Here is a 3,529-nt window from a genome sequence, read left to right on the forward strand (position 1 = left end):
GGACGTGATCCGCGATCTCCCTCAGGTTGCGGTTGTTCCAGGCGGGGCCGATGTCCTTGAGCAGGGCCGGGGTGTCGATGCCTTCCTCTGAGTACCATCCGACGCCGAAACCGTCGCCGTTCGTCGTCTCGACTCCCAGTCTGGAGTGGAGGCTCTGATCGATCAGCGAGTGGGCCGGTCTGTAGAGGATGGTGTCGAGCAGCAGGGGTGTTCCCGAGTAAGCGAGCCAACGGCACATGATCGGTCACCTCCGAGTCCATTTTCGTCTCCCTCACCGCGCGTCGCCATGCGGGCGTCGCGCGGAGACACCTCATGTCGGTCCGTGCGGCGGAGAAGGCGTGGTGCTCGACACCAGGCCCCGGGGGAGGAGCACCGCGGTGACGAGGCCGACGAGCCCGAGGACCGCCAGTGTGATCATCGCGGCTCCGTAGGCATGGGTGGTGAGGCCGGCGACGAGGATGGTGCCGGCGACCGCGGTGCCGAGACAGGAACCAAGGTTGGAGACGCTGCGCGACAGTCCGGAGATCTCGCCCTGCTGCTCGTCGGGGAAGCTCGACTGCACCACGTTGACCGACGGGGTCAGACTCAGGCCGAGGCCCAGGCCGATCAGCAGGAGCCCGGGCGCGAAGGCCCAGGCACTCGGAGAGCCGCTCGCCATGGCCAGCAGGACGCCGACTCCGGCGATCGCCACACCGAAGCCCGTCACGATCAGGGTGCGCTGCGGCCACCGCCTCGCCAGACGTTCGGCGGCCAGTGACGACGCGAGCAGGCCGAGCGTGGCGGCCGTGAAGATCACGCCGGTCTGGACGGCGTCGTATCCGCGGACGACCTGGAGATAGGTGGCGACGACGAACGACGTCCCCATGAGCAGGAGCCACTGGATGTTCTGCGTGACGAGACCGAGATTGGAGGTGCGGTTGCGGAACAGGCTCGTCGACAGGAGTGGCTGTTCGCCGGCCCGCTCCTTGGCGCGCACCGATCGGAAGAACCACAGCAGAACCAGCGCACCGAGGACGAGCAGGCCGATCATCAGCCAGACGTTGTTGTCGGCTGCCAGGATCCCCGTGACGAGGAGAATGAGGCCGACGGCCGAGAGGATGGCTCCGGTGGTGTCGAAGGAGCTCGTGGGGTCCGGTGGCAGAGGGTCCTTGATCCGGCGACTCAGGATGATGATCAACGCGATCACCAGGGCCTGGAACACGAAGGCCGCCCGCCAGCTGATGGCGGAGGTGATGAGTCCCCCGATCAGCGGCCCGGCGGCGGCGCCGATGCCTCCCAGCGCCATGACCGCCCCGAACGCGCGGGCCCGGGAGGTCACCTCCGTGAAGAGGAGCGTCGTGAGGATGTAGACGGGCGGGATGAGCAGCGCCGTGCCGACACCTTCGAGGATCGAGTTGCCGAGGATGAGGACGCCCAGGCCCGGAGCGACCGCGCTCAGCAGGGCGCCGACGCCGTACACGGCGAGACCGGCCAGGAAGCACCACTTGCGGCCGTAGCGGTCGGTCAGCTTGCCGCCGGGGATCATCAGCGCCGCCATGACGAGGAGGAAGATCGTGATCGCGAGCTGCACTCCCTGAACGCTCGTGTCCAGGTCCTCGCTGATGTCGTTGATCATCACGTTCATGTTCGAACCGGCGAAGCTGCAGATGAACTGGGCCAGCGCGAGGGGGGCCAGCACACCGCGCATCGCACCGGGCGGGCGTTCGGGAGCATCCGCTTCAGACACCGGCGCAGCTCCTTTCGCCCTGAAAGGTTCCCTCGTACGACGGGAGTCGGCTCGTTCAGCGGCTCGTCGGCCGGGGTTCCGCTCTCCTCGGTCTCAAGCGTGCGCTGGTCAGGAGCTCACCGCACTCTCAGCGCTACGCATACATCAATCCAGTACATGGACTATGGTTGGTACATGTCCATGAAGCGCACGAACGTCTACGCCGATCCCGAAGATCTGGCGATCATCAAGGAGGCGGCCAAGCGGCGGGGGATAAGCGAGGCCGAGATCATCCGCCAGGGGATCCATCTCGCGGCCATGGCGAACCGTGTCTGGGACGAGCCGCTGTTCTCGCGGACATTCGAGGGGGCGGGTCGTACGCCGTCCAGGGCCGAGGTCCGTGACGTGGTCGCCGACGCGGTCCGCCGGGGCACGGACTCCGGAACCGCCGAGTGATCATCGTCATCGCGGACACGTCCGGTCTCCTGGCCGCTCTCGACTCGACGCATCCGGATCACGGGGCGGCCAACGAGGCGATCATGGCGGCCGGTCTTCTGGTCATGTCCCCGCTCCTGCTGGCGGAACTCGATCACGTGGCCACGCGCGAGCTGGGACGCGCGGCCGCCGTCAGCGCGGTCGACGACCTGCGGCGCTGGATGAGTCGAGGTCGGGTCGTCATGCCCGGGATCACGGAGGACCACTTGGGCGCCGCCCAGTCCGTCCGAGTCCGCTACGGCGCGCTCGACCTGGACCTCGCCGACGCGGTGAACGTGGCGCTGGCAGCCGATTACGACACCGACGCGATCCTCACCCTCGACCGGCGCGACTTCCGGGCCGTACGACCCCTGGGCCGTCACAAGGCGTTCCGCGTGCTCCCCGACGACCTCCCGCTCTGACGCGAGACCCTCGGCGGCCGAGCGCGTCCGGGGAAGGCCGCGCGACCGGCCGTACGTCGACACACGGACCGAACGCGTCCACGCGACGGGACCGGCAACGCCCTGACGGGAGCCCTCGGCAAGGCCATGTCCGCCTCGGGCTCGTGGGCGTCGGGACCTCAACGGCGACGGCGTCGGCGACCTGATCGCCCAACAAGTCGGGGGTGGCACGCGTACACGGGCGTCTTCTGAGGCCCCTGCGCAGCACGCAGCCGGGATGTCCCTGTGGCTGGGCGGGTCAGTCGGGGCCGCTCCAGTCGAAGGGGAAGTGCTTGCTCGACTTGCCGGAGCGGTCCCAGGTGAAGCCGAACGCATCCGCGCGGTCGACGGTGGCCCGCCCCCAGGTGGCGACCTGGCCCGGTCCGACCTCGGCACCCGGGGCGTTGTGGACCTGGACCCGCGCGCCCTCCGCGGTGGTCGGGCCGGTGAGCGCCTCGGCGGCTGCCGTGACACGGCCGGGAACCTCGGCCCGCCAGGTGGCGAGGTCATCGTCTATCTCGACGTGGATGGGCGCGACGTCCATGCCGCGCATCTCGGGGCGGAGCATCTCCCCGAACCGCGCCGGCCAGCCGCCCGCCTCACCGCCGAATACGGTTCCGAGCGCACCGCGTTGCTGTTCGTCGGCGCGTTCGTCGAGGAAGACGGCGGCGTAGGGGTCGCTGTGCTCGCCGGCCCAGACGTTGCCCGTGAAGGAGCCGAGCATCAGGACGTTGAGGCCGTCGAGACGGACGTCGCCGTAGCTGCCCTCCCGGATGTGCCAGACCAGGACGCCTTCGCAGTCGCCGTAGGTCGGGGGCTGGCCGAACGTGCACGGACAGGGGATGGCGCAGTTGCACACATCGAACCAGTCGCCGGTCAGATGCCAGCGCGCCGCAGTGGTGGCCTGTTC

At 69.0% G+C, this 3,529-nt stretch carries 4 protein-coding genes and 1 pseudogene; 2 read left to right on the forward strand and 3 right to left on the reverse strand.

The window, feature by feature from the left end; all coding sequences use genetic code 11:
- Together JF597_RS49690 and JF597_RS49695 are read right to left on the reverse strand one after the other, a co-directional pair.
- A pseudogene (locus JF597_RS49690) lies at positions 1-238 on the reverse strand (class II glutamine amidotransferase); the annotation flags it as partial.
- Between the two features lie 72 nt (positions 239-310).
- Entirely contained in the window at positions 311-1,687 is a 1,377-nt protein-coding gene (locus JF597_RS49695; protein WP_294012700.1) for an MFS transporter, read from the reverse strand.
- 213 nt (positions 1,688-1,900) lie between these two features.
- Between JF597_RS49695 and JF597_RS49700 the strand changes: the two genes are divergently transcribed.
- Both JF597_RS49700 and JF597_RS49705 read left to right on the forward strand, forming a co-directional pair.
- Complete coding sequence (locus JF597_RS49700) at positions 1,901-2,161, forward strand: CopG family transcriptional regulator (protein ID WP_294012691.1); 261 nt, start codon at positions 1,901-1,903, stop codon at positions 2,159-2,161.
- Positions 2,158-2,601: a PIN domain-containing protein gene (locus tag JF597_RS49705; protein ID WP_294012694.1), complete on the forward strand. Its 444-nt coding sequence runs from the start codon at positions 2,158-2,160 to the stop codon at positions 2,599-2,601. Before JF597_RS49700 ends, JF597_RS49705 begins: the two co-directional genes overlap by 4 nt.
- A gap of 277 nt (positions 2,602-2,878) precedes the next feature.
- Here the strand turns inward: JF597_RS49705 and JF597_RS49710 are convergent.
- Positions 2,879-3,529: DUF1326 domain-containing protein (locus JF597_RS49710; protein WP_294012697.1), on the reverse strand; the 651-nt coding region annotated here is incomplete at its 5' end.

The organism is Streptomyces sp. (genome assembly GCF_019510245.1).
Classification (GTDB): domain Bacteria; phylum Actinomycetota; class Actinomycetes; order Streptomycetales; family Streptomycetaceae; genus Streptomyces.

What these genes read in the sequence shown, in the direction of transcription:
- JF597_RS49695 (WP_294012700.1), bottom strand. Translation starts at nt 1,687, where the DNA reads ATGCGCGGTGTGCTGGCCCCCCTCGCGCTGGCCCAGTTCATCTGCAGC.
- JF597_RS49700 (WP_294012691.1), top strand. Translation starts at nt 1,901, where the DNA reads ATGTCCATGAAGCGCACGAACGTCTACGCCGATCCCGAAGATCTGGCG.